The sequence below is a fragment of the Catellatospora sp. NPDC049111 genome (genome assembly GCF_040648615.1).
In the GTDB taxonomy this organism is placed as follows: domain Bacteria; phylum Actinomycetota; class Actinomycetes; order Mycobacteriales; family Micromonosporaceae; genus Catellatospora; species Catellatospora aurea.
Window position 1 is genome coordinate 23,203 of the sequence record NZ_JBEZEB010000012.1, and the last position, 18,441, is coordinate 41,643.

The following is an 18,441-nucleotide window of genomic DNA, read 5'->3' on the forward strand; positions in this document are numbered from 1 at the left end:
CGTTCCTACTCGACGAACGCTGTCCATCGCAGCAGTCGGTGTGGTCACTGCCGCTAGTGCGCTGTTCGCTGCTCCAGCTTCTGCCGCAGACGCGATCTCAGACGGGCAGTGGTACCTGAAGTTCCTCGACGTCGCGGCGGCACACAGGGTCAGTCAGGGCGAGGGCGTCAAGGTCGGGCTCATCGACACTGGAGTAGACCCCAGCCATCCTGACCTCAAGGGCTCGGTCGTAGCCGGTGGCGACTTCCGCTCCGGCATGTCCGGCGATGGTCTCACCGACGGGCACGGCCACGGCACCGCGATGGCTAGCCTCATCGTTGGTCACGGGCAGATCAAGGGGATCGCGCCCAAGGCCACTGTGGTGTCCCTGAAGACGTCGGACAAGCTGGGTAGCTCGGCGACAGCGATCGGCGTTGCCGTGCGCTGGGCCGTCGACCACGACATCAAAGTCATCTCGATCTCGGGCGGGCACGAGACCGACGACCTGGTCCTTCAGCAGGCCATCTCGCGTGCCATTGCCAAGGATGTGGTCGTGGTCGCCAGCGTGGGCAACAACGCCAACGACAGTCGCGTGGTCTACCCGGCCGCCTATCCCGGTGTGGTCGCGGTGTCGGGGCTCGACAAGACCGGCAAGTTCTGGACCGGATCAGTGTCGGGCGAAGCCGTACAGCTGGCAGCTCCTGCCGAGCGGATCAGCGCTGCGGACCTCAGCGGCCGGCGCTCCGTGGGAGACGGAACGTCGAACTCCGCGGCGCTCGTCGCGGGCATGGTCGCGCTCATCCGGTCGAAGTACCCAGACATGCGCGCATCCGAGGTGATCCGGCGCTTGACGTCGACAGCGACGGACAAGGGAGGGGCAGGAAGGGACGCGCAGTACGGCTTCGGTGTGCCGAACCTCGTTGCTGCGCTGACCGCTCCTGTCGCCAGCTCTGAACCAGGGGGCACCGTGAGCACCCCGGCGCCGGTGAGCACATCACGGCTTGCTGCGCCTGGCGCGGAGTTCCCCGTGGGTATCGCAGTCACGATCGGCGTGGGCTGTCTTGTCCTTGTAGGGCTCGGAGCTGTGCTTCTATGGGTGTTCGCTCGGCGGCGTAGAAGCTCGTGACGTACGTCGCTGGGCTCGGCGGGCACCCTGGCTAGCCGCGCTCATGTGCTGCCAGATGGCGGCGTCAAGCGACGCCAGCGTCCAGCCTCTCTGCTTGGACACCTCGGTCATGACGCGGCGTAGGCCGTCGTACGACCCCATGGGAACCCCGGCCTGTGCCGCAAAGTTGAACAAGTGCACATCGATCGCGATGTGGTCGTCGGAGCCGACCAGGATAGCGAGGTAATCGGCTGTCTTGGGGCCGACGTTGTGCACCACGCGCAGGCGTTGGACCGCACTCGGGCGCAGCTGGTCGTCAGTCAGGAGGTCGCGGAGGTCGGTGACGGTGTCGACCCGAAGGTCAGTCATCGCGTCCGTGAGGTCGGCAATGACTTGCAGCTTCGCGGGCCGAGTCCAGCGCAGCACCTCGGCGAGGCTGTCGTGCTCCATCCGCCGCCTGAAGCCGGTTACCGTGTCGGCGTCGGGCCAGGCGCTGATGAGGTCGCGTACACGGGGTAGTACGACTCGGTGATACTTCGCCCGCCGTTGCAGCGCCGCGTCGGACAGCACCCCGCCCATGTGGTCCCAGCCGCGCTTCGCCGTGTTCGGTTGCAGCCCGAGCGCATCGAAGTGGGCGATCAGGCGCTCGGCCTGCTCATGCAGTTCCATGAGATTCCCTCTGCTTCGCCACGTTGGTGATGGCTGCCCTGATCGCGTCCCTCACGGACCAGACAGGCCCGCGCCTGGCGATGTTGCCCACGGAGTCCATGCTCATACCGGCCTGGAGCAGCAGATAGACGCGGGTAATCGTGTAGACGCTCTCCGCAAGCCAGCGGAGGTCGTCACCGTCGTAGTGCGGGCGACCTCCTTCGAGGTGCGTAAGTTCGTTCCTGACCGTCTTCACCACCTTGACCCAGGTGCTCGTGTCGCCCACCAGTGCTGTGCTCACATCGGAGACCGCCATGGCCATGTCGGTCAGGCGTTCGGCCAGGCTGGCGCTGTTGGCATGGTTGGTGGCCTCGGCGAACCATCGTCGATGCTCATCGGGGACGAGCTGCTTCAGCGACTTGAGCAAGGCTTTGAACTGCGCAGGATCCATGTACGTCTGCTTGGGCCTGAGCATCCGGTGGTAGCCCTCGGCGGCGGAGCACACATTGAGGAAGCGGTTCTCCGGGTAGATGCCGTTCGTGAACCTCATCGAGCTGAGGAAGCCGAGAATCGGATGCAGGTCGGGAGCCGTATCGAGCCAGCGTGCGATCACGTCAATGCCGCCGACTTCATCGTATGAAGCCAGCATGTGGACTCGATTGCGCTGCTGGCGCTCCTCGATGGGCACGTGCTGCTTCCGGCCCGCCAGGAAGCCGATGCGACGTCGGGTGCCAGGGAACGAAGTGCCAGCGAGGGACCGCTCGGGAAGGTCGTCGCGACGGAAGTACAGCTCGTCTACGTCGCAAAGCCGGTCGACGCAAAGGGACATCAGATCGAGGATGTTGCCGACGTCATCGACGATGGTCGTGTACGGCGTCGGCTCATCGTACGCCAGCTCGAACTGTGGCCACTGGTCAACCGTGACGCGACCGTACTCGACAGGGTGGTAATCCCAGGTGAAGCGCAGCGTCAAGGTCCCGCGGGCGAAGGTCGCAGCCTGCGCTTCCGGCAGGACGACCTCCAGGGACATTGCGCGGCGGTCCTCGCCGATCGCATTCTTCACGTCGATGTTGATGGCCTCCGCCGACACCCAGTCCGGAAGGTCGCTGATGCGTACGACTGCTTCCGTGAAGACTTCCGCCTCCTGGAAGTGGCCCCCGTCGAGAATCTGGTTCACGATGTACCGGCCGTCTTGCAGGGCGTAGACGTGAAGCAGCGTGACCGGTAGTCCGGTGAAGCCGACCTTCCCCCACACGACCAACTTCCGGTCGCTGAAGTCGTCCTCCTCCCGGAAGTTGTCACCTACCTCCAGCATCCCGCCTTCCGCCGGGTCGAACGTCAGCCTTCCGCCCCGAACTTCCCCCTGCTGCGCTCCATGTTCGTTGACGACCCAGAACTTTCCGGTCTTCTCGTAGCGCTGCACTTCCGGGTCTCCTTCAGGGTGCAGTCCAGGGGATGACGACGGCAAAGCTTCCGCCCATCGCCACGGCCGGCTCGGTGCCCGCCTCAACAGTGACTTCCGCCTGCTTCACTGCGCATCCGAGTTTCAGGGGGAAGCTCTGCCCGGAAGTACCGCAGCTCATGCGGGCTGATTGACCCGGAAGTAGCGCTCAAGGGCAGGCGGAAGTACGACTCGCTTCCGCCTCCCGGAAGTTATCCACAGGGGCTGCCGGGGGTGAAGGAACTTCGATAGCGTGGCGGCACGAACGCGCTCTGTAGACGGGGAGGAAACAGGATGGCGTTCCGGGTCGAGCCGGAAGCGGTGCGTACTGCCGCCCGGAAGTACGAGGACAGCAGCGAGCATCTGGGGGCAGCCGCGGACTACCACGGCAGGCATGTCGACTTCGGGCTGCTTGGCACCGGCTTCATCGTCGCGATGAACAACGACCATCACGCCTTCCAGCGGCTGATGAGCGAAAGGCTGGCAAACGCGGTGCAGGCGCTGGCCGGAAGTTCGCGGGAGCTGGCGGCGGCAGCGCAGGCGTACACGACGACGGACCAAGCCTCGGCGGGCAAGCTCGACGCCACATACCCGGAAGTTCCGCGGAACACCGTACCGGCGCCTTTCGGAGGTCGCTGATGAGCGCCGCTACCGCCTACGACCCCACGGTTCACCTGGTTACCCCACAGCCTGTGGATGACTCGGTCAGCGCGGGCTTCGTGAACGTGACTTCACTGCTCGACCAGGTAAGCCTGACCGCCTGGCTCAACGAGGCCATCAAGGGGGCTACGGACTACGACGTCATCGGGTCGATCGTCGAGCCGTTCTCCGGAGACTGGGAGAAGGTCTCCACCTACGGCAGCACCCTGGCGAACATGTCCCAGTGCCTGCGCGGGATCGCTGGGAATGTCGGAGCAGCCACCACCGACCTCGACTTCCACTGGAACGGCAACGCGGCGGACGCGGCGCATCTGTACTTCACCGCGACCAGCAAGTCGCTGACCATGCACGCTGACGCGCTCGACCGTGCCGCGAAGCAGTACCAGGCGCTCGCCTTGGACGTCTGGCACTTCCACGAAGCTCTCAAGGGCCTGTTGCAGTCGATCGTCGACCAGGGCCTGCTGTTCCTCATCTACACAGCAGCCGGCACGGCCCTGTGCGAGACGGTCATCGGAGCGGTCGCAGGCTACGCCCTTGCCGCCGCGGAACTGGCGAAACTTCTTCAAACCATCAATAAGGCGTCGAAGATCGTGCAGATGGCGAACATGGCCTTCCAGACCGGGTTCTCGACGCTGGTGGGCATCCTGAAGGAGATCGAGGACTTGGGTCCGATCCCTGCTCTCGGTAAGCCCTACGACCACCCGATGGTGAGGTGAGCGTGATGACCGAGCATGGTCCGCGGCTCCATGATGATCCGGTGACTGGAGCCCTCTTGGCGTCGGCGCTGAAGCAGATCCAGGCGTCGAACCCATCGCCAGCGCTCCGCGAGATGGCCACCGATCTCCTGGCAGGCCGGGGACAGCTGCACGACCTGGCCCGCACGTCGCAGCTTGCGGGACCGTTGCAGGATGCCACTCAGCGGTTCGTGCAGTTCCGGGAACAGTGCCCTGACGAGATGTTCCAACGCATGACCGACTATGCCGAGGTGTACAGGCACCAGCTCCAGCAGGCTCTTGATGAGGAGGCTCGGCATGAGTGAGCCGCCCAGCGCTCACGGCTTCCGGCGAACCCTGGCGTGGGGAGCGATCGGCTTCTGGTTCCTCCTTGGGTTGGTGCCGATGATCGGTCTGCTGATCCAGACGGTGCGCGGCGACCGTACTGGCAGCGAGCTTGCTATCGCGCTCGTCGTCTTCGGTATCCCGGCAGCGCTGTTCACCGTCGGCCTGTACTACGCCGTTCAGATTTACCGTGCCAAGTCTCCCGCCGATTCACGTTCCCCAGCCTGGAAGCTTGGTGCCGCGTTCCTGGCGGGATTCGTGGTCTTTCTCGGGGCGTCCGCAGTCTTTCTCCGTTAGAGCCATGTGAGCACAGCCACGTGGCGTTCCCACTCCAAGAGCGAGGTGCCATGGATCTGTGGGAGTCGATCCTTCTCGCGGCGCTCGGCGGGGTGATCGCGATACTCGCCGGGGTCGTGGGATCTCGGCTACAGGAGAGGACAGCCTCGCGGGTCCGAGCGGAGCTGCACGCGCGGGAGGACAGATTCCGGCTTCACAAGGAGCGAGTTGACGCCTACGCGCACTTCCACGTCATGGCGAGCGACGCGCTACGCGCATTGAAGTTCTACTCTCGCGAGCCAGCAAACGCCGATCTTCGAGAACGGCTGTGGGAGAAGCGCAACCTCGTCTTCTACGCCTGCATACCGATCGAGCTGTTCGGGCATGACAGCGTCAACACCACTGCGTGGGCCCTCATCCACTACATCGATGCCAGCAGCGCCGACCCGGCCACCTTCGACCAGGAGGTGTGGACCCGGCTGATAAACGATTACCGGCGCACGGTCCGTACTGCCGTTATCGGTGAAGAACGCCTTCAGTCTGAGAGTGATTCCGCGCCCCCAGCATCCCGTCTCACGAACTAGAACAGCAGCTCTTTATAGTCTGAAGATGGCTTGCTCCATCTTCATGGAGGCCGTTAATGCTGCCGCCGCGATGAGAAAATCTCTCAACTGATAAGCGCGGCTACAGGTAGGTGTGCAATGCCATTTCCGCCCGGAGTGCGTACGAGCACCATTCACGGGAAGATCGTTACGGCTGCGGGAAACGCGGCCAAAGGCTGGGTCCAGTTCGCGATGCCCGGCGACCTCCGCGACACAGCGGGACACGTCATCATGGCGGCTGAAGCGTTCCTGGTGCACCTAGACGCACAGGGCGAGTTCACTGTCGAGCTACCGGCTACGGACTCGCCTGACGTGGTCCCGTTCGGCTGGGTCTACCGCGTGCGTATCGCCACCCAGGAGCTGTCCGACGACTTCAAGATGGTCGTGCCGTACTCGGAGACCGTCTTGGAGCTTGCGGACATACCGAAGGCGGTCGGCAGCCCTGCACAGACGTACGCCTACTGGAACCACGTTCACCCCAACATGCTGAACACGACCGGCGGCACGCTCACCGGTCCGCTGACGCTTGCCGGAGCGCCGACGCTGGACCTGCACGCAGCGACGAAGAAGTACGTGGACGACGGCCTGACGCTGAAGCTGCCACTGACCGGCGGCACGCTCACCGGCTCGCTCAACCTGTCCGGCGGTACGTCGAGCCTGACCGTTGGCGGCACGGTCCAGGTGAACAAGAACCTCACCGTAGGCACGACCGACGCTCAGGGCTCACGATCTCTTCGGCTCATCTCCACGGCGGCCGGGGGCGAGAACAACTTCGACTCCACCTCGCGCATCGAGCTGGAGAGTTACCAGAGGTGGCAGAAGCACAACCAGGCTGGCGATCCCGACGAGGCTCACTACGGCGAACTCGTCCGGCTGAACCTGCGCAAGGACAACGCCAAGGCGGTCATCGCGTGGCGGGACAAGTACACCGATCCCGACAACCCCACGACGCTGGCCGCGATCGTCGGGCACTACCTGCCGAACGATCCACAGGCCGAGGTTCACGGTCACCTGTCCATCGAGGTGCCCGACTCCGAAGGGCTCATCCAGACGCGTTTCGAGGTCCGGTTCGTCGACGAGGACGGCAACGTCGGCGTCGACCAGGCCCTCATCAAGACGAGCGACGCTCGCTTCGTCGTGGGGGCCGACAACGGAGCGCTCCACGTCGCGGCGTCCGCCGGTACTGCCAAGAACATGTACTTCAACAACAACAGTCACGGGCTCAGCGCTGGTCGACGCTGGGGCATCCAGGCGGACAGTACCGCGGAGAACGGGTCGAACTCAGGCACGGACTTCCGCATCAACCGGCTGAACGACGCGGGCGACTTCCAGGGAACTGCGCTGTTCATCAAGCGCGATACAGGTGTCGTCGGCATCGGTGGGCTGACGGCTACGAGCACACCTGCGGTCAGTGCCAAGCTCGACGTCCTGGAGGCCGGCGCCCGCCACACGATCCGTGCGGAGCAGAGCACCGCCTCCGCGGTCAACTACGCCACCTTCGGCGCGGTGCTGGGGAACACCGCCAACCGGGCGGTCGACGTACGGGGAGCCGCGGACTCCTCGGCACGCTTCGTCCTCTACGGCACCGGCCGGATGGAACTCGGCGGCGGTGGACCTGACGGCCGGGACACGAACCTGTATCGCGAAGCAGCGAACATCCTCACCACCGATGACCGTCTGGTCGTCAACAGCACGTACAGCACGACGGCGTACGCAGCGTTGCCCAAGGGTGTGGCGAACCGCTCGAACAACGCGGGCATTGTCATCGGCAGCTCCTACAGCGGCGGAGACGATGATGGGATCGGAACCGACTCCACCGGCCGCCTCAACCTGTACGCATACCAGCGCGCCAACGCCGGGTCGTTCGGCGAGAGCATCCGGCACTTCCTGATGCGCTCGGACGCCAAGACGATGCAGGCGTTCTACATGCCTGTCGCGTCCACCGGCACCAAGTACGCCGGGTACGACCCCGCCACCCGCGACCCCAAAGCGACCGGCGTCTCGTGGAAACCCGTCGTGTGGCAGGGCGCGCACTACGAAGCGAACAGCCACGGCACCATCCACGCGCACTGGGAGCTGGAGGTCGCCGACGAGAACGGTCAGCTCCAGGGCCGGCTGGAAATCCCGTTCATCGACCAGTCGAAGGGTGGCGGGTACGGCGCGTCCAACGGACAGCTCGACGGCGCTGTCATCGGTATCGCGTACACGAACATCCGCACCAACCTGGCCGACCTCAGCGTGCGCGCACAGGCAATCACCGCTGGCGACTACACCGGCCAGGGGTATACGTGCTTCCGCATCGGCGGCAACAACAGCGTCGAGAAGAACATCGTGTTCGCGAACTCGTCGGACATGGGGACGACGGCTCGCCGCTGGGTCATCCGTGCGAACAACACCACGGAGAGCGGCAGCAACGTCGGCACCGACTGGCAGGTGCTGCGGTACGCCGACGATGGCACGGTGCTCGGTACAGCGATCGGCGTCGAGCGTGCGACGGGCAACCTGTCGTTCGGCGCGGCCCCTGGCGGCCGTAGCGCCCGTATCGCAGCCGTCTGGGGTACACCGGGTACCCACGGCGTTTCTGTCCAGCCCTCGTCGAGCCCAGGGGCCGCAGCGGGCTTCGATGCGCAGATGACGGCGACGACCGATCGCGCCTACCAATCCGCCGTCGCGGGAGACGCATCGCGCCGGTGGGTCGTTTACGCCGACGGCAAGCAGGAGTGGGGCGACGGCACGACCCGCGACGTGAACCTGCACCGCGTGGCGGCTGGCCGTCTCAAGACGGACGGCAACTTCACCGTGCAGGGCGCGTTGTCCGTCGGCACTACGCCCAGCGGCTCGGACATGGTGACGATCCTTCAGAGCACCGACACCAACGCCATGAGCCTTACCAACAACGTCGCTGGGGGCAACACCCAGGCTCCGCTGCTACGTCTGGAGTCGGCTACGGCGACCAGCCTGATGCTGACGACGCGGGCCACAGGAGATGCCGCGTCCCGCTGGCTGGTTACCGCTACCGGTGCGATGCAGTGGGGCGACGGCACCAACGCCAAGGACGTGAACCTCTTCCGCGATGCGGCAGACCGGCTGCGGACCAACGACAGCTTCCGGGCCGACATCAACCTCCTGCTGAACACCACGAGCGTTGGCGGTGGTGTCGGTGTCCTCGGTATCGCCGACGCAGCGACGGTGCCGACTGCTAACCCGACCGCTGGCGGGGTCGTCTACGTCAACGCCGGCGCTCTGTTCTTCAGGGGATCCAACGGAACTGTCACGCAACTCGCTGCTGCCTGATTCAACGGATGAGGTCGTTCAGCTTTCTCTAGGCGAGGCGACTTCATCCGTTGAGCGCAACGGCCAATGGGACCACGACAACATGAATCTCGCCGGTCCGCAAATAGCATTCGTTCGACCACATTCAGTTCGGCTCTTCGTGGCCACACATATCTTCAAGGAGAAACCGGTATGCAGCAGATGCAGCTCGACCCCAGCGTGCTCGTGGCGCACTACGAGCAGAAGGTCGCGGACCTGACCACCGAGAACGTCCGCCTCAACGCCGGGGTGCACCAGCTCCAGCACGAGGTCCTGTACCTGCGTGCCGAGCTCGCGAAGGCCCCAGACCACGGCCACCCGCACTCCCACGGCGACGCACCGACGGCCGACCAGGCAGAGGTGGGCGAGACGGGCGGGGACGACGGCGCTGCAGGAGTGCCGGCGCTCTTCTGAGCAGGGAGACCTGGAGTCCGGGTGGCTTGATGCCGCCCGGACTTCTTCATGCCCTGAAGCCGACAAGAAATTATGTCAACTCAGGTTGACTGGACTGTAACCAAAAGTAGAGCGCGCCGAGCAAGAACAATTTCCCGTTACCAGCGGATACGTATGTATGAGTGTCGGGGTGCTAAGTCCCCAGTCATCACAAAATCGCGGACCGTGTAACACATCGTGCTTGCTGCACGAGTTGTAGCCCGTAGTAAGGCGAGTCAGATTAGTTCCGCTACCTTCCAAGGCCCTGGAGAGCCGATCAAAAGACGCCGACCGGAGTCTTGTCGCTCCGCTTGCTGTGAAGTTCGCGCAGCAAGGCATCATACGGTCGTGATCGATGTACGGACGACGCTCCGACATATTCGGCCAGCCGCAAGTGCGTCGCGCGCAGAGAGATTACGGCTGGCTTGAGTACCCAAGCCAACTCGCGGCAGTTGGTACGCGGTACCTGCGGAACGCCATCCGTAAATGGCACCATGTGTAACGCTGCGCCGTGCGTGGACGCACTAAGCCAGCTGTAGAGGGCTGAACCGCCAAGACTTCCCCCGGCCTCGTCTCCCAGCTTGGCGACCATCTCCGAGGCAGTGCTCGGTGTGAACTCGGCCAACCTCGGCTGGCCAAGTTTATCGGCGGTAATCGCTAAACCTATGTATCGAGCCCATTCGACCAAGTGGTTAATCTGCTCATTTGAGCGTTTCAGCGGACCAGCCTCACCCAACTTTTTCCACGCTCGTTGTTCGTCTCTCATGCTTTGAAGTGTCACACCTATCGATCGCGTGACTCGCTGGCGAATCGTTAGGGCCGGGTCAAGCAACCACCACGCTCGGGCAGCCGTTTCCAAGGCAGTTCGTACCAGCGCCTGGACTGCTCGCATCGACACCGGCGCGTGCAGCAAGCGGCCTATCGAGTAAACCTGGTACGAGAGGGTCTGAACAGTGCCAGCCGAGATCAGCAGCTCGTCCAGTACTACGCGCGCATCCCACGGGCCTTCGCACCCAACTTCATCACGCGCTGCGATGATCTCCTTGCGCAACTGTGAGTCGACAGGAGAGAGGATGCGCTCATCGAGGCGCTCTGTGTCGGCTTGGACGTGGCACCGCAGTTCCATCATTAGATCGCGTGCAGGCTTGAGCAAACCGTCGATCTCTTCGTGGGTCAAGGTCACATGGTGTCAACGGTAGAAAGATGCGTGGGGGTGTGAGGATCCGCCGCATGTCGTCGATTAAGTGGCGTCCGGGCGGGAAAGTCCATCCGGACTTGGCGTGACCTACTCGTCGCGCAGGTGGAACGGGTCCTGCCCGTCCTCGCGCGCTTCGTATGCCTGGAGCCTCGGACCCCTGATGCGTTCGACCGCCCAACCCCAAGCACCCTTTGGCGGGGGATTTTCCTTGATCCAGCCACGCTCAGGATGCTGCCTGAGACGTCGGGGTTGTTGGTCGCCGGCGCGTCTCCAGGTGCTACCAGCCGCGTCTGTGTACATCAGGTCTACACGAAACCGGGACTGTTCAACTTCGCCATCTCCATCGTCGGCCAACGTAACGATGGCCTCGCCCCCGACCTTTCCAGCGGGATCCAGGAGGTCCCAGAGGTTGTGGTGCAGGTAGTCCTCGCCATCCACCTGATCGTGTACCACCACATTGACGAACATAGCGGGCTGTCCGCTGAAGTTGTGCACGGACCAGCTGACCGAGTACGTGGGACGCCCACTCGAAGATAGGCCCCTGCTGAAGGTCACGTTCGTGATGCGACCGATTACAAGGCGTGCCTGCGCGGCTTCCTGGTCGCTCTCCTCCTCCCTGCGCACCTTCCGCTCGTGCATGAGGAGGAGACCTGCGAACGCCGCGGCAGGTACGGCCACGCAGCTCCCCATAATGCTGCCGACAGCCTGAAGCCAGTCGGTGATGTTCGGCGACTCAGCTAGGAGCATCGAATCAGGCTAGGTGTGCGAGCCGACGAGTACAACAGCGAGATCTGTACGTCAGCCGGGCGGTGCTTCGCCTCCAAGACGAAGTCCCGCCGAGACCATCCGTAGGCGCCGGAGCTGATGAGAGGGAACGCAACAGTGCATGCGCCGAGTTCGTCGGCAACCTCCAGTGCACGCCGGTAGCAGGACGCGAGTAGTGCACGGTCGGTCTGTCCGGCGCTGTGGTTGGGGCTGACCGTGTGGATGACCCACTTCGCGGGCAGGTCTCCCGCAGTTGTCCAGCCGGCATCGCCCGTAGCGAGTCCATCGGGGAACCGCGTCACGCAGTCGTGCAGGATCTCTGTTCCGCCGACGCGGTGGATCGCGCCGTTCACGCCGCCACCAATGCGCAGGGCGTTGTTCGCGGTGGTGACGACGGCGTCAACGGCTTGCTTCGTGACGTCTCCGACGACAGCGGTAAGCGCGGGCATGGCATCAGTCTGCTGTGAGTCGTTCGCGATCAACGCTGTCAGCGGTCAACGAGCAGTCCCACTTCAGGTAATGAAGACGAAACCGCCCCGCCCTCGTAGGAAGAAGGCGGGGCGCTCCCATGGCTCGCACTCCGGTGCCAGCCTACGACTTAGTCACTCAGGTGTCGAGACGGCAAGTTCTTGCCCTGGTCGTCAGCTGGCGGGTTAACGGCAGTCAGAATGTCAGAAGCCAAGGGGCGGCTTGCCATCACAGCTGATCTGAACGGTGACTGTTATCCAACCGATCCGATCGTCACGGGTCCCCATGATCGTCGGGTGGGCGACCATGAAGGCTGTTGCCGAAAGTTGCCTTCGGTCGCGACTGACCTTCGTGATCAGGGACCGTCTGTCAGAGCGGATGGCGTCGGGGTAGACGGCGTACCCCTCGTGGGAAGTGCCCTGCGCGTCCTCGATCGAGAGCGAGAGCAGGGTCTTGGTCACCTTGGCGGGATCGTTGCGAAGGCTGTGCCATTCGGAGATCTCAACGGAGAGGCCGTCCCGCGCCGCGGCCGGGTACTCGCCGAGGAGTTGTCCGCCGACCTTCCATTGCACCTCGCCGCTGTGCCACTGACACTGAACCTGGCGGTCCGCTACATCCCACGTCGAAGTTCCGTTCCACGCTCCGCGAACAGTGATGCGGGCGAAGCCGCCGTACACGGAGCCTTCCGAGTTCTGGCGGTTGAGAAGCGGCCGGGCTTTCGGAAGCGGTGGTAGTCGCACAAGACTGGGCTCGTCCTCGAGCGGTCCCGCCCACCGGACATGCGGTACGTCGGCGCTTGCTGGCGGCGTCCGTGCCGGTCCAGGTGGGTTTGTCGTGGGAGCTGGCCGGCTGGGGGTGGCCGCCGAGTGCCCGTCCGACAGGCCAGGGGAGGTGGCTTCGTATCCGCAGCCGAGCAGCAACACGGCTCCCACAGCGAGCGATGCCGATACCGAGCGAGAAGACACGCGGTCAAGTCAAGCGAGACGACGCCATCCTGTGAATCGACCTCACGGACGCATCTTCGGATGCAGTTGGTGCTTAAAGGTACGTTGCGAGCGCTTCCTCGCGACGCATGAGCATCGGCTTCAGGTGCCCATCGATGAGCGCTACGTCATCGTCGGTGAGTCGCAGCAGGGGGCGGCGCATGTATGCACTCCAAGCATGTGGCTTGGGGAAGGCATCGAGTTCGGTGACCAGGGGCTGTAGCTCTAGGCCGCTCGGATACGGCGCAACGCCTTCAACGGCTAAGGGGCAGCTTGAGATGAAGTCTCTGCCTGCAAACGTCACGGGCTCGTCCAGTGCGCATACAGCAGACGCAGCGGTTGCCTTGGCGATGATGCGTCCACGGTCACGGGTTGGGTTCCGCCAGGCACCACGTGTGGCGTACAGGTAGAGCCGGTCGCCCGCTACTAGAGCACGTACCTCTATCCGCGGCGTACTAGGGAACGCCATACGTTGCTCGGCCAACACCCAGCGAATGGCGTCACGGTGGCCGAGGATCACAAGATACGCAGTCACGGCAGCGACCGTAGCGGAACAGACGCCCCGCTGGACGAGTGCGGGTGATCCATGGAAAGCCCCATCCCGAGCGGCCAGGCTGCGGGCACTAGACATGCCCGCAGGCTGGCAGATGGTCTACTGCGCTGCGTCGACCTTCAGGGCCGGCAGCTCGTTCACGATCCGCACCGTCTCCACGCTGACGGTCACGATGCGCTTCAGCAGGTCAATGATGTAACGAGGGTCCCCCGCCTCGGCCGCCCAGTCGTTCGGGTCGTTGACGATGCCGCTGGCCTTGTCGGTCTTCACCTGGTACCGCTCGACGATCCACTCGACAGCAGACCGTGAGCCGAGCATGTAGGTGTGAGCTTCGGCGGGGATGCCCCTGAGCGTCACGTTGCTGTTGTAGATGACCGTGGACCTGTCCGCGTTCTTGCCGACCTTGCCGAAGGCCATCTTCTGCACGCGGTAGAAGTCGGGACTTGCCGGGTTCGCACTCGGGCGCGTGACCTCTTCGAGAGGGAAGGGCTCGACATGCTCGTAGCCGACATGAAGTGTCGCTAGTTCCCGTCCCGCGGCCACGAAGGCATGGAAGTCCTCGCTCGTGGCAACTTTCGGAATGCGTGGCAGCATCTTCTTCAGATCGGCCTCGAACTCACTCCTGTACACGGGGGAGTGAAGCAGTCCGTAGATGTAGTAGAAGATGTCGTCCTTCGTGACGAGGCCCCCGTACGCCGAGCGAAAGTCGCCCAACGTGCGGTCGGTAATGTTGTCGACCCGTTCGAGGGTGCTCTCTTCGTGAGCGCTGAACAGGTCGGCTTCGCCTGTCGATTCGACGTACCTGTACCGGGGAAGGTACTGGCCGCCGCTCCCAGCACCCGTCAAGTGCCGGTCAGGAAGCATGTCTGTCATCAGCACCGAGAACGGCACAGCAGATCCCATACCGACCACATAGATGCCCAGATTTGCTCGTGAAGGATCGGGGTAGACGGCCGGCAGTTTATAGACGGTGTTATTGAGCTTCCGATCGAAGCAGACATGAGTCTTGGAGAAGGGTCGGTACATGCCGACGACTACCGACTCCGGATCGAACCTGTGCCGAGTGCCACGCACGAACCGAGCCCTGTCCGAGCGATCCCAGGCGAACTTGGTCGAATCCAAGTGGATGTACCCCTCGGCTTCCGCTTGCCGGTCCGCGACCTCGTTCTGCTTGCAGTGCACGTCGAAAGCGTCAAGGACATTGTTGTAGTGGTCAACCATGCGTTCGACGTTCTGGTGCACGGAAGCACGGGAGTAGTTGTAAACCCAACCGTCGCGGTTCGTCATCAGGCCACTAGTTTGAAGGCCGAAAATCTGGTGCTTGTCTTGCTCCGACTTTTTGCTGACGGGGGTGAAGCTTGCAAAGTCCGTGTTGCGCTGGTTGATCCAGTCTCCAGCCTCGTTGGGCTCGACGACCTGCCAGTCGACTGCCTCAATCGAACTCTTCGCGACGATGTCAAGCTTCTGCTCGCGAGTGAGGTAGTCGCCGATATCGCGGTAACGAATTTTCGTCCCCTCGACAGCACCGTGTTTCTTGACGAGTAGCAGAATCGCGACGGTGCTGCGACTGCCCTGTCCGAAGATGTTGTCCTTTTCCTTCTGCCTCAGCTCGCCTGCGGTGCGCGCGTTGCCGCGCAGGTTGAAGCAGTAGATCGCGTGGAACTCTTCGGCGAGACTCTTGCGTAGGCCGTCGGCGGTGTTGGAATCGATGTAGCCACCGTTGGAGACGTAGCAGATGATGCCGCCTTGTTCCGACGCGGCGATGCGGTCTGACGCCCAGCGGATGGCCCGAATGTACGAGTCGTACAAAGAATTCTTGAGGGTTGCCGTTGAACGAGCTACGTAGGTATCGGCGATGGAGGCATCCAGCGTCGGGTACTTCTGGTTCTGATTGCCGTCGTTCTGGCTTGTCTGGCCAGCGGAGTAGGGGGGGTTCCCGATGATGACCCGGATGTCCAGGCCCTTCTGATGCGCTACACGCTCGTTGTTCTGCGGAAAGATGAACTCGTCCATGGGGTCGCCGTCCTCGGCCATCTGGAACGTGTCCGTCAGGACGATACCGTTGAACGGTACGTACTCGCCGCCCGCGATTCCGTGAAAGGTGGCTTCGATGTTGATGGCCGCGATGTAGTACGCCAGCAGCAGAATCTCGTTTGCGTGCAGCTCCTGGGCGTATTTGTGCAGGAGGTCGTCGGGCCGAATGATTCCGCTCTGTAGGAGTCGGGCGATGAACGTGCCCGTGCCAGTGAAGGGGTCGAGCACGTGCACGCCACGATCACTTATTGAGGCGTTGAACTCCCGGCGGAGCACTTCTTCAACACTGCGGATGATGAAGTCTACGACCTCGACCGGGGTGTAGACGATGCCCAGAGACTCCGCCGCACGAGGAAACGCAATTTTGAAGAACTTCTCGTACAACTCCGTGATGATCTTCTGCTTGCCTTCAGCGTTGTCTATACCCTCCGCCCGCAGGCGGACGCTGCTGTAGAACCTGTCCAGCGTCTCGGTCTCGGTGTCGAGGTTCTGCTCGTCGAGCGCATCGAGCATTCCCTGCATCACCTTGGAAACCGGGTTGTTCTCGGCGAATGAGTAGCCGTCGAACAGCGCCTCGAAGACTGGACGCGTAATCAGGTGCTGGGCGAGCATGTCGATGGCGTCGTCTCGCGTGATGCCGTCGTTCAGGTTCGCGCGGAGACCGTTGAGGAAGTCTTCGAACGTGGCGTTGAGGTGGAGAGTCGGGTCGCCCAGCAGAGCCTTAATGCGCGTCGTGTGTCGCTCCGCGATGACGGATACGTCCTTGGCCCAGTCCTCCCAGTAGCGGCGGCTGCCGACCTTCTGCACGATCTTGGCGTAGATGGCATCGCGCCACTCACCGATATGCGGGAAGTCGAAGGCCGGCTGGACGTGTTGCGGACGGTTGCTCTGTTCGCCAGGCTCACCCTCGAAGCCACCAACGCCGATGACCTGAAGCTGGTCCGGCCGCGTCTTGTTCAACTCGATCTGGTTGACCATCGCGTTGAAGCGCTCATCATGCGCGCGCAGCGCCTGAAGTACCTGCCAGACGACCTTGTACTTCTGGTTGTTGGTCAGCGCCTGTTCTGGCGTCATCTCGGCTGGGATGCCGATGGGCAGGATCACGTACCCGTACTGCTTGCCGTCTGATTTGCGCATGACCCGGCCGACGGACTGCACTACATCGACGACCGAGTTTCGCGGGTTCAGGAACATCACCGCGTCGAGCGCGGGTACATCCACGCCTTCGGAGAGGCAGCGGGCGTTGGACAGGACACGGCATGAGTCAGGCTCGGCGGGCGCTTTCAACCAATCGAGCTTCTGGCTACGGCGCAGCACGTTGAAGGTGCCATCCACATGTTGGGCCTCGCAGCGCAGCAGCGGCTCGTCCGTGCCGTCGTCCTCCTCCAGCATGAGGGACTTGACGTGCTGATCGACGATGCGCGTGAACTGCTGGGTGAACTTCTTCGAGTCCTCGATTGAACGCGCGAACGCGACGGCACGGGCCATCGGGCGTGGGTCGTTTCCGAAACCAGACTCCGCGGTTCCCCGCTTGGCCAGGCCGTTCCAACAGCCCACGATCTTCGCGGCGTCGTCGAGGCCGAGTTCGTTGTCCTCGTCCGCGAGTTGTTGCTGGAACGTGGCGCTGACGGCACGCTCGTCGACTGCTAGCACCAAGACCTTGTAGTCGGCAAGCAGGCCCTTGCCGACGGCCTCGCCGAACCCGAGCCGGTGAAACTCTGGCCCGTAGATCGCCTCGTCATCCATCGACGCGAGTACTGCCGAACCTTCATCAGCCTTCGACTTGCTGCCGTCGTCGTAGATGCGCGGCGTTGCCGTCATGTACAGGCGCTTCGCACCCTTGACAAACTTTTGGTCGTGCACGCGGACGAAGTTCGACTCGTCCTCGCCGGCCAGGGTTACACCTGTAGTTCGGTGCGCCTCGTCACAGACGATCAGGTCGAATTCCGGCAGACCGGCCTTCTGCGCCGCAGCCACGGCGGGCAGTGACTGGTACGTGGAGAAGATGACCGTGATCTTGTCGCCGTGCTGGCCTTCGCTCACCTGACCGTGCAGCTTCTTGGGGTCGGTGGTGGCGGGGAAAATCAGATCGTAAGGCGAGATGTCCTCGCTATCGGTGCGTCGTCCCGCACGTACGTCAGAGCACACCGCGAAGGGACGAAGCGGCACCTCAGCCTCGGAGGTCCACTCCTTGAGGGTCTGCGACAGCAGTGAGATCGAGGGGACGAGCAGCAGCACCGTGCCGCCGAGGGCCACCTGGTCTTCGACGATGCGGAGCGAGGTCATCGTCTTACCGGTGCCGCAGGCCATGATGAGCTTGCCGCGGTCGTGCGCCTGGAAGCCTTCGCGGACTTTCTCCAGCGCCGTCGTCTGGTGGAGGCGAAGTACTTTCTTGGCCCGGAGCGTCATCACATCGGGCTGCTTCAGGCTGAACTGCGACCAGTCGATGCTCGACTCGTCGAGGTCCTGCACGCGTAGGCGCGTGACCGGGATGTGCTGGTCGGCGAGGGCGTCCTCGGCGTGTGTGCTCCACTTGTCAGTCGTGGAGACGATCATGCGTCCGGTGAACGGAGCCTTGCCTGACGCGGTGAAGAACGAGTCGATGTCGCTCTTCTGGAGCGTGTGGGAGGCGTCGTAGAACTTGCACTGGATCGCCGTCAAGGCACCGGTCTCACGTTCCTCGGCGACGAGGTCGATGCCGGTGTCGGGCTTGCCGGCTCGGCCCGGCCAGTCAGCCCACAGCCAGACGTTGCTGAATCGGTCGGACCACGAGGTGTCCATGCGGAGGTACGCGGCAATCAGGCGCTCGAACTTGTCACCCTTGTCGCGCTCATCGGTCGAGGTGACCTGAAGCTCGTGCAGGATTTCGTGGATAGTAGTCGCCACGTGTGCCAGCTCCCCGCTCTCAACGCCAGTACGGCAAGAGA

General features: G+C 63.3%; 16 protein-coding genes. 8 read left to right on the forward strand and 8 right to left on the reverse strand.

The window, feature by feature from the left end:
* Positions 1–40 precede the first annotated feature (40 nt).
* Positions 41–1,105 carry a S8 family serine peptidase gene (locus tag AB0B66_RS18795; protein WP_360530910.1) on the forward strand — a complete coding sequence of 355 codons (1,065 nt, stop codon included), beginning with the start codon at positions 41–43 and terminating at the stop codon, positions 1,103–1,105.
* Here the strand turns inward: AB0B66_RS18795 and AB0B66_RS18800 are convergent.
* Both AB0B66_RS18800 and AB0B66_RS18805 read right to left on the reverse strand, forming a co-directional pair.
* Positions 1,070–1,753 (reverse strand): hypothetical protein, encoded by a 684-nt coding sequence (locus tag AB0B66_RS18800; RefSeq protein ID WP_360530912.1) that lies wholly within the window; start codon positions 1,751–1,753, stop codon positions 1,070–1,072. The two genes, AB0B66_RS18795 and AB0B66_RS18800, sit on opposite strands and share 36 nt — an antisense overlap.
* Positions 1,740–3,155: a HEPN domain-containing protein gene (locus AB0B66_RS18805; protein ID WP_360530915.1), complete on the reverse strand. Its 1,416-nt coding sequence runs from the start codon at positions 3,153–3,155 to the stop codon at positions 1,740–1,742. Before AB0B66_RS18805 ends, AB0B66_RS18800 begins: the two co-directional genes overlap by 14 nt.
* A 312-nt stretch (positions 3,156–3,467) precedes the next feature.
* Here AB0B66_RS18805 and AB0B66_RS18810 point away from each other — a divergent pair, with 312 nt between their 5' ends.
* The 7 genes from AB0B66_RS18810 to AB0B66_RS18840 all read left to right on the forward strand — a co-directional run bounded on the left by AB0B66_RS18810 (position 3,468) and on the right by AB0B66_RS18840 (position 9,495).
* Complete coding sequence (locus tag AB0B66_RS18810) at positions 3,468–3,812, forward strand: type VII secretion target (RefSeq protein WP_360530918.1); 345 nt, start codon at positions 3,468–3,470, stop codon at positions 3,810–3,812.
* Positions 3,812–4,549 carry a hypothetical protein gene (locus tag AB0B66_RS18815; RefSeq protein ID WP_360530921.1) on the forward strand — a complete coding sequence of 246 codons (738 nt, stop codon included), beginning with the start codon at positions 3,812–3,814 and terminating at the stop codon, positions 4,547–4,549. Before AB0B66_RS18810 ends, AB0B66_RS18815 begins: the two co-directional genes overlap by 1 nt.
* 5 nt (positions 4,550–4,554) lie before the next feature.
* Positions 4,555–4,872 carry a hypothetical protein gene (locus AB0B66_RS18820; RefSeq protein ID WP_360530924.1) on the forward strand — a complete coding sequence of 106 codons (318 nt, stop codon included), beginning with the start codon at positions 4,555–4,557 and terminating at the stop codon, positions 4,870–4,872.
* A complete protein-coding gene (locus tag AB0B66_RS18825; protein ID WP_360530927.1) occupies positions 4,865–5,188 on the forward strand; it encodes a hypothetical protein in 324 nt (107 codons plus the stop codon). The genes AB0B66_RS18820 and AB0B66_RS18825 overlap by 8 nt, the downstream gene beginning before the upstream one ends.
* 50 nt (positions 5,189–5,238) lie before the next feature.
* On the forward strand, positions 5,239–5,751 hold the full coding sequence (locus AB0B66_RS18830) for a hypothetical protein (protein WP_360530930.1): 513 nt from the start codon (positions 5,239–5,241) through the stop codon (positions 5,749–5,751).
* A gap of 396 nt (positions 5,752–6,147) precedes the next feature.
* The gene (locus tag AB0B66_RS18835; RefSeq protein WP_360530933.1) at positions 6,148–9,063 is read left to right on the forward strand and encodes a hypothetical protein; all 2,916 of its coding nucleotides are present in this window, start codon (positions 6,148–6,150) and stop codon (positions 9,061–9,063) included.
* 171 nt (positions 9,064–9,234) lie between these two features.
* Positions 9,235–9,495: a bZIP transcription factor gene (locus tag AB0B66_RS18840; protein ID WP_360530936.1), complete on the forward strand. Its 261-nt coding sequence runs from the start codon at positions 9,235–9,237 to the stop codon at positions 9,493–9,495.
* A gap of 295 nt (positions 9,496–9,790) precedes the next feature.
* Here AB0B66_RS18840 and AB0B66_RS18845 read toward each other — a convergent pair whose 3' ends face one another.
* The 6 genes from AB0B66_RS18845 to AB0B66_RS18870 all read right to left on the reverse strand — a co-directional run bounded on the left by AB0B66_RS18845 (position 9,791) and on the right by AB0B66_RS18870 (position 18,400).
* Positions 9,791–10,690 (reverse strand): hypothetical protein, encoded by a 900-nt coding sequence (locus tag AB0B66_RS18845; protein ID WP_360530939.1) that lies wholly within the window; start codon positions 10,688–10,690, stop codon positions 9,791–9,793.
* A 108-nt stretch (positions 10,691–10,798) separates the two neighbouring features.
* Positions 10,799–11,458 (reverse strand): hypothetical protein, encoded by a 660-nt coding sequence (locus AB0B66_RS18850; protein ID WP_360530942.1) that lies wholly within the window; start codon positions 11,456–11,458, stop codon positions 10,799–10,801.
* On the reverse strand, positions 11,449–11,925 hold the full coding sequence (locus tag AB0B66_RS18855; protein ID WP_360530945.1) for a macro domain-containing protein: 477 nt from the start codon (positions 11,923–11,925) through the stop codon (positions 11,449–11,451). Before AB0B66_RS18855 ends, AB0B66_RS18850 begins: the two co-directional genes overlap by 10 nt.
* Before the next feature lie 222 nt (positions 11,926–12,147).
* Positions 12,148–12,621: a hypothetical protein gene (locus AB0B66_RS18860; RefSeq protein ID WP_360530948.1), complete on the reverse strand. Its 474-nt coding sequence runs from the start codon at positions 12,619–12,621 to the stop codon at positions 12,148–12,150.
* Between the two features lie 361 nt (positions 12,622–12,982).
* Positions 12,983–13,462 carry a hypothetical protein gene (locus AB0B66_RS18865; protein WP_360530951.1) on the reverse strand — a complete coding sequence of 160 codons (480 nt, stop codon included), beginning with the start codon at positions 13,460–13,462 and terminating at the stop codon, positions 12,983–12,985.
* Positions 13,463–13,579: 117 nt separating this feature from the next.
* Positions 13,580–18,400 carry a type ISP restriction/modification enzyme gene (locus AB0B66_RS18870; RefSeq protein ID WP_360530954.1) on the reverse strand — a complete coding sequence of 1,607 codons (4,821 nt, stop codon included), beginning with the start codon at positions 18,398–18,400 and terminating at the stop codon, positions 13,580–13,582.
* Positions 18,401–18,441: the final 41 nt, after the last annotated feature.

What these genes read in the sequence shown, in the direction of transcription:
- AB0B66_RS18835 (WP_360530933.1), top strand. Translation starts at nt 6,148, where the DNA reads ATGGTCGTGCCGTACTCGGAGACCGTCTTGGAGCTTGCGGACATACCG.
- AB0B66_RS18855 (WP_360530945.1), bottom strand. Translation starts at nt 11,925, where the DNA reads ATGCCCGCGCTTACCGCTGTCGTCGGAGACGTCACGAAGCAAGCCGTT.
- AB0B66_RS18830 (WP_360530930.1), top strand. Translation starts at nt 5,239, where the DNA reads ATGGATCTGTGGGAGTCGATCCTTCTCGCGGCGCTCGGCGGGGTGATC.
- AB0B66_RS18820 (WP_360530924.1), top strand. Translation starts at nt 4,555, where the DNA reads ATGACCGAGCATGGTCCGCGGCTCCATGATGATCCGGTGACTGGAGCC.
- AB0B66_RS18840 (WP_360530936.1), top strand. Translation starts at nt 9,235, where the DNA reads ATGCAGCAGATGCAGCTCGACCCCAGCGTGCTCGTGGCGCACTACGAG.
- AB0B66_RS18825 (WP_360530927.1), top strand. Translation starts at nt 4,865, where the DNA reads ATGAGTGAGCCGCCCAGCGCTCACGGCTTCCGGCGAACCCTGGCGTGG.
- AB0B66_RS18815 (WP_360530921.1), top strand. Translation starts at nt 3,812, where the DNA reads ATGAGCGCCGCTACCGCCTACGACCCCACGGTTCACCTGGTTACCCCA.
- AB0B66_RS18850 (WP_360530942.1), bottom strand. Translation starts at nt 11,458, where the DNA reads ATGCTCCTAGCTGAGTCGCCGAACATCACCGACTGGCTTCAGGCTGTC.
- AB0B66_RS18800 (WP_360530912.1), bottom strand. Translation starts at nt 1,753, where the DNA reads ATGGAACTGCATGAGCAGGCCGAGCGCCTGATCGCCCACTTCGATGCG.
- AB0B66_RS18810 (WP_360530918.1), top strand. Translation starts at nt 3,468, where the DNA reads ATGGCGTTCCGGGTCGAGCCGGAAGCGGTGCGTACTGCCGCCCGGAAG.